Origin of the sequence: Bacillus arachidis (assembly GCF_030285945.1) — a bacterium.
Classification (GTDB): Bacteria; Bacillota; Bacilli; order Bacillales; family Bacillaceae_G; genus Bacillus_A; species Bacillus_A arachidis.
In genome coordinates, this window is record NZ_CP127376.1 from 4,906,449 (window position 1) to 4,913,320 (window position 6,872).

Genomic DNA, 6,872 nt, shown 5'->3' on the forward strand with positions numbered 1-6,872 from the left:
TTAATCTTACGTCTAATAAGATTTATTTTTCAATAGGTAATTTATTGGGTGTCCCTGGCTTACGAGGATATTTCTTTGGTGTTTTGCGCTTTTTCATAATTGATAAAATGTTACGTTCACTTTCTTCGAATGGTAATTGGAAAGTAGAGATCTCTTTTAGTTCACCACCAAGCACCTCTAAAGCATACTTACCGTTTTCAATTTCTTCATTGGCAGCCGCACCTTTCATTGCGATAAATGTCCCACCTACTTTTACAAGCGGCAAGCACAACTCACTCAGTACAGAGAGACGCGCTACAGCACGGGCCATTACGATATCAAATGATTCACGAACACCCTCTTTTTTCCCGAATGTTTCGGCACGATCGTGGCAGAATGCCACATCACTTAACTCTAATTTTTGAGCTAAATGATTTAAAAAATTGATACGTTTTTGCAATGAATCTACAATTGTTATTTTTAAATGCGGAAAACAAATCTTCAATGGAATACTTGGAAATCCAGCACCTGCACCGACATCACAAATGGAAAATGGTTTTGAAAAATCAAAATAAAAAGCAGCTGTAATCGAGTCAAAAAAGTGTTTTAAATACACTTCCTCTTTCTCTGTAATAGCTGTTAAATTCATTTTCTCATTCCATTCCACTAATGTTTCAAAGTAGATTTCAAATTGCTCTAATTGCCTAGGAGAAAGAGTAATCCCTCTTTCTCCTAGCATAGATTGAAATTTTTCTATGTTCATCTTGCCATATCTCCTTACTTATTTATTGGTTCGATACTCGCGCAATTTTTCCTTGTTCGATATACACAAGTAAAATGGAAATATCAGCTGGATTTACTCCGGAAATACGGGATGCTTGCCCCATAGACAGAGGACGAACATCTTTTAATTTTTGTCTCGCTTCAGAAGCGATTCCAGAAATCGCATCGTAATCAATGTCGACAGGAATCTTCTTGCTCTCCATTTTCTTCATACGTTCTACTTGTTGTAAGGATTTTTCAATATATCCCTCATACTTAATTTGAATTTCTACCTGTTCAGCGATTTCATCGTGTATTTCCACTTCACTTGGTGCAAGAATACGAATATGTTCATACGTCATTTCCGGACGACGTAGTAAATCACTTGCACGTATTCCATCTTTTAATTCACTTCCTCCAACACTGCGAATTAATTCCTGCACTTCAGGACGTGGTTTAATAATAATGCTTTCTAAACGTGACTTTTCTTGATCAATCTGTCCCTTTTTCGCGCTAAAACGCTCATAGCGCTCTTCTGGAATTAAGCCAATTTCATGACCAATCTCCGTTAAACGTAGATCTGCATTATCATGACGCAATAATAAACGATATTCAGCTCGGGATGTTAAAAGACGATACGGTTCATTTGTCCCTTTCGTCACAAGATCATCAATTAAAACACCAATATAAGCATCAGAACGACCTAAAATAACCTCTTTTTTCCCTAAAGAACGACATGCAGCGTTAATTCCAGCCATAATTCCTTGTCCTGCTGCTTCTTCATAGCCAGACGTACCGTTAATTTGCCCCGCTGTATATAAATTTTTAATCTTTTTCGTCTCAAGTGTCGGCCACAACTGTGTCGGTACAATTGCATCATATTCAATGGCATAACCTGTACGCATCATTTCAACATTCTCTAAACCAGGAATTGTTTTAAGCATTTCACGTTGTACGTCCTCTGGTAAGCTTGTTGACAAACCTTGTACATATACTTCCTGTGTATTACGTCCTTCTGGTTCTAAGAAAATTTGGTGACGTGGTTTATCATTGAAACGGACCACTTTATCTTCAATTGAAGGACAGTAACGAGGACCCGTTCCTTTAATCATACCAGAATACATAGCTGAACGATGTAAATTTCGGTCGATTAAACGATGTGTCTCTTCACTCGTATATGTTAACCAGCATGGAATTTGATCCATAATAAATTTTGTTGTTTCAAAAGAGAAAGCGCGAGGTTTATCATCACCTGGTTGAATTTCTGTTTTGCTATAATCAATCGTATTACTATTTACACGAGGAGGCGTACCTGTTTTAAATCGCACAAGTTCGAGGCCAAGCTCCTCTAAATGCTCAGATAATGTGATGGACGGTTGTTGATTATTTGGACCACTTGAATATTTTAAATCACCCATGATAATCTCACCGCGTAAAAATGTACCCGTTGTAATTACAACTGTTTTCGCTGTGTATTCAGCACCTGATTGTGTAATTACGCCTTTACATACATCATCCTCAACAATTAGACGTTCTACCATTCCTTGACATAATGTTAAATTTGGTGTTTCCTCAATCGTTTTCTTTAATTCGTGTTGATATGAAAATTTATCTGCTTGTGCACGAAGAGCGCGTACAGCCGGGCCTTTTCCTGTATTCAACATACGCATTTGGATGTGTGTTTTATCAATATTACGTCCCATCTCGCCGCCTAAAGCATCAATTTCACGGACAACAATCCCTTTTGCTGGTCCACCAACAGAAGGGTTACAAGGCATAAAAGCTACCATGTCTAAATTAATTGTTAACATTAATGTTTTTGAGCCCATACGTGCTGCTGCAAGACCAGCTTCGCATCCTGCATGACCTGCACCGATTACTATGACATCGTAAGAACCGGCATTGTATCCCATTGTTTATTCCTCCTAAGATTATCTATCCTTCTAAAACACTTATATGTTATTTTCCTAAACAAAATTGAGAGAACAATTGGTCGATTAAGCTTTCATGCACTGTATCTCCAGTAATTTCACCAAGTATTTCCCATGTTCTTGTTAGATCAATTTGAACCATATCAATTGGAACACCATTTTCTATTGCCTCAATAGCATCCCCAATTGTTTTTTCTGCTTGTGTCAATAAACCAATATGTCTTGCATTAGAAACATATGTCATATCTGCTGACTCAATTGTTCCTTCAAAGAATAGGTCTGCTATAGCTTGTTCTAGCTCATCTATACCTTTTTCCTCAATTAGCGACGTTGTAATCATGCGATTTGTACCTGCTAATTCTATAACACGTTCCATATCAATTTGCTTTGGTAAGTCTGTTTTATTTACAATAACAATAAAATCTTTCCCTTGCACAGCACGGAATAATTCTTCATCTTCAGTCGTTAATGCTTCACTATAATTTACTACAATTAGGACTAAATCAGCCTGCCCCATCATTTCTTTTGAACGTTCTACACCAATTCGTTCAACAATATCTTCTGTTTCACGAATTCCCGCTGTATCTATGAGTTTAAGTGGAACTCCACGTACATTGACATACTCTTCAATGACATCACGAGTTGTTCCTGCAATATCAGTTACAATCGCCTTTTTCTCTTGAACAAGACTGTTTAATAATGAAGACTTTCCAACGTTCGGTCTCCCAATAATCGCCGTTGCAATTCCTTCTCGCAAAATTTTCCCTTGCTTAGACGTTTCCAATATTTTTTTAATTTCACCGCGAACATGTGTAGCTTTTTCAATTAAAATATTGTGCGTCATTTCTTCTACATCATCGTATTCGGGATAATCTATATTCACTTCTACATGAGCCAATGTTTCTAAAATTTCTTGACGAAGGCGTCCAATTAATTTGGATAATCGCCCTTCCATTTGATTAATTGCTACATTCATCGCTCGATCTGTCTTCGCACGAATCAAATCCATTACAGCTTCCGCTTGCGATAAGTCAATACGTCCATTTAAAAATGCGCGCTTTGTAAATTCACCTGGCTCTGCCAAACGTACTCCTTGAGCCAAAATAAGTTGTAATACTTTATTTACGGAAACAAGGCCACCGTGACAATTGATTTCTACAATATTTTCACGCGTAAATGTCTTTGGCGCTCGCATAATTGATACCATTACTTCTTCGATTACCTGATTTTTATCTAAGTCTACAATATGACCGTAATGAATTGTATGAGAAGAAACCTTCGTTAAATCTTTCCCTTTAAAAATGCGATTGACCTTTTCAATCGCATCTTCTCCACTTACTCGAACAATGGCAATTGCCCCTTCCCCAAGTGCCGTGGAAATTGCAGCAATTGTATCAAAATCCATGTCCTTTCACCTCGCTTGCTTATTTCTCTCTATTTCAACATTATTTTTTCCTTCACTAAACTATTAGGATACCATAACGAACCTATCTACAAAAGAATAATAACTCATTTTATTATGTCCTCATGTAAAAAACACTAAACTTATTCACAGTGGATAAGTTTAGTGTTTTTAGTTATCCACAATTTATTTTTTCATACACTCACAAAAAAACCGGTACTCAAATGAGCAACCGGTTATTTGGAAGATATTACTACATGCCGATGTGGTTCTTTACCTTCAGAAGTTGTAATTACATTCGGATGATTGGATAATGCTTGATGAATAATTTTTCTCTCAAAAGAGGGCATTGGTTCTAATACAACATTTTTTTTAGTTACCATTACCTGTTTTGCTAATCGATAAGAAAGCGATTCTAACGTATCTTTTCTCTTACTACGATAGTTTTCAGCATCAATTGTAATACCGATATATTGCTTCGTATTACGATTCGCAACAAGTTTTGTTAAATATTGTAAAGAATTTAACGTATGGCCTCTTTTTCCGATTAATATCCCTACATCTTTTCCAGAAAGTGTAAATTCAATTTCTCGACCTTTTACATTTTTCGTAATCATCACTTCCACACCCATTTCCCGAACAACACTTTTTAAGTACTGCTCAGCTTCTTGGATAGGATCTTTCTTCACTACAACTTCCACGATAGCTGGACGATTCCCTATAAGGCCGAGGAACCCTCTCTTACCTTCATCAACAACGTTCACATCTACTTGATCCCTTGAAGCTTTTAATTGTCTTAAAGCATCTTGTACTGCCAGCTCGACTGTTTGTCCTTTAGCAGTAATTATACTCACTTGCTTGATCCTCCTGCCTTACTAGCCTTAATGTCAGGCCCTTTGATCATATACATTTGAGCAATACCAAAGATGTTACCAACTACCCAGTATAGTGATAATGCTGCTGGGAAGTTAATTGCGAAGACTAAAATCATGATCGGCATAAGCCAAACCATCATTGCCATTTGTGGGTTTTGTCCAGCAGTACCTGCCATGGCAACCTTTTGCTGAATAAATGTTGTGATTGCCGCAACAACTGGAAGGATATAGTACGGATCTGCCTGACCTAAATCAAACCATAAGAATGTATGTTTACTAATCTCTGCCGTTCTCATAATCGCATGGTAAAATGCGAATAAAATCGGCATTTGAACAAAGATTGGTAAACAACCTGCTAATGGGTTTACACCATTCTTTTGATATAGCTGCATCATTTCTTGTTGCAGTTTTTGTTGTGTTGCTTGGTCCTTAGAGCTATATTTCTCTTTTAATTTCACCATTTCTGGTTGCAGCGCTTGCATTGCTTTCGTACTCTTCGTTTGTTTAATCATTAATGGTAATAACGCAAAACGAATAATAAGAGTTGTAACAACAATCGCTAAACCATAATTATTACCAAATAATTTTGCAAAATACGTGATTAACTGAGAAAGCGGGTATACGAAATATTCATTCCAAATCCCTGTGCTTTTCGATGTAATCGGCAGATTTGTTTCACTACAGCCTGCAGTAACTGCCATTAATGCAATAACCATGGCTAGTAAGCCTATCTTCTTTTTCACAGCCTACTCCTCCTTGTTTCGGTATGTATATAGTGTAATTCATTTTCCTTTTCCTACGCTACTTGTTTGTTATTTTCATACCAGAGCGCTTAAAGGCATGAATTAAGCTTTTCTTCAATTGTTCATATGTCATATCTGCACAAGGCTTCCTTGCTATTATAACAAAATCTTTTCCAGAATCTATCTCATCTTTTAATTCTGTAATCGATTGGCGAATCATACGCTTAATTCGATTACGCACTACTGCATTGCCCAACTTCTTGCTAACGGAAAGACCAATGCGAAAGTATGGTTGCTCCACTTTTTCAAGCTGATATACCACAAACTGACGATTTGCATTTGATTTCCCATTTTGAAAAACATCCTGAAATTCATCATTTTTCTTTATACGATTCTTTTTCTTCATATCAATTGACACTCCTGTATTTCATCAGCGGAAATTCATTATTACTAGAAAAAAAGACCACTGAACGATCAGTGGTCTACGCAGATAATACTTTTCTTCCTTTACGACGACGAGCTGCTAGCACTTTACGTCCGTTCGCTGTGCTCATACGGCTGCGGAAACCATGTACTTTGCTGCGCTTACGTTTATTTGGTTGGTAAGTTCTTTTCATTATATGACACCTCCCTGAGGAATATCTGTTAAAGACAGTCTTATAAATTATAGTTAATCAACTAGGAAAATGTCAATGGTTCTCCAAATTTTCATCAAATATTCATATTGAACCTATTCACAATTTTTTTCACAGCTGTTTTATTTCGTTGTGGATAATGTATTTTTTATTTTTTTATATCCACAAATTATTTTCCCGCTTTTACACAGTATATCGTATTGTGGACAAGTTTATTCCACAAGGTATTGATTTTGTGGATAACTTTTTGAATTTCATTGCTATAGCTATCTTTTTTTGATATTATAGTTGTGTTTTCACCTTGAACAAGTTTTCCACAGTTTTGATTTATCCACAATTTGTGCATAACATGTGGACAGTTTTAATCACATGTGGGTAAATACTTGTCCACATTTGTGTTTTTTGTCGAAAACTCTATCTCGTATACAAACGACGTTTTTGGGTTTTAAAATACGTTTCGTATAAATATACATTTACGTTTTGAAAGGTTGTACAATCATTGCGCAACCTTATTCTTTTACCATCTTTGTAAAGGAGGGACACCT

General features: G+C 36.5%; 7 protein-coding genes. All 7 read right to left on the reverse strand.

Going from position 1 to position 6,872, the window contains the following annotated elements:
- Positions 1-22 precede the first annotated feature (22 nt).
- The 7 genes from rsmG to rpmH all read right to left on the reverse strand — a co-directional run bounded on the left by rsmG (position 23) and on the right by rpmH (position 6,309).
- Positions 23-742, reverse strand: coding sequence for a 16S rRNA (guanine(527)-N(7))-methyltransferase RsmG (gene rsmG / locus QRY57_RS26910; protein ID WP_286016557.1), 720 nt, complete (start codon positions 740-742; stop codon positions 23-25).
- A gap of 22 nt (positions 743-764) precedes the next feature.
- The gene (gene mnmG / locus QRY57_RS26915) at positions 765-2,654 is read right to left on the reverse strand and encodes a tRNA uridine-5-carboxymethylaminomethyl(34) synthesis enzyme MnmG (RefSeq protein WP_026592166.1); all 1,890 of its coding nucleotides are present in this window, start codon (positions 2,652-2,654) and stop codon (positions 765-767) included.
- Between the two features lie 46 nt (positions 2,655-2,700).
- Positions 2,701-4,077, reverse strand: coding sequence for a tRNA uridine-5-carboxymethylaminomethyl(34) synthesis GTPase MnmE (mnmE, locus tag QRY57_RS26920; protein ID WP_026592167.1), 1,377 nt, complete (start codon positions 4,075-4,077; stop codon positions 2,701-2,703).
- 233 nt (positions 4,078-4,310) lie between these two features.
- Complete coding sequence (gene jag, locus QRY57_RS26925) at positions 4,311-4,928, reverse strand: RNA-binding cell elongation regulator Jag/EloR (protein ID WP_286016558.1); 618 nt, start codon at positions 4,926-4,928, stop codon at positions 4,311-4,313.
- Positions 4,925-5,692 carry a YidC family membrane integrase SpoIIIJ gene (gene spoIIIJ / locus QRY57_RS26930; RefSeq protein WP_026592169.1) on the reverse strand — a complete coding sequence of 256 codons (768 nt, stop codon included), beginning with the start codon at positions 5,690-5,692 and terminating at the stop codon, positions 4,925-4,927. Before spoIIIJ ends, jag begins: the two co-directional genes overlap by 4 nt.
- Before the next feature lie 58 nt (positions 5,693-5,750).
- The gene (rnpA, locus tag QRY57_RS26935; RefSeq protein WP_208016693.1) at positions 5,751-6,098 is read right to left on the reverse strand and encodes a ribonuclease P protein component; all 348 of its coding nucleotides are present in this window, start codon (positions 6,096-6,098) and stop codon (positions 5,751-5,753) included.
- A gap of 76 nt (positions 6,099-6,174) precedes the next feature.
- A complete protein-coding gene (gene rpmH / locus QRY57_RS26940) occupies positions 6,175-6,309 on the reverse strand; it encodes a 50S ribosomal protein L34 (protein WP_000831901.1) in 135 nt (44 codons plus the stop codon).
- Positions 6,310-6,872: the final 563 nt, after the last annotated feature.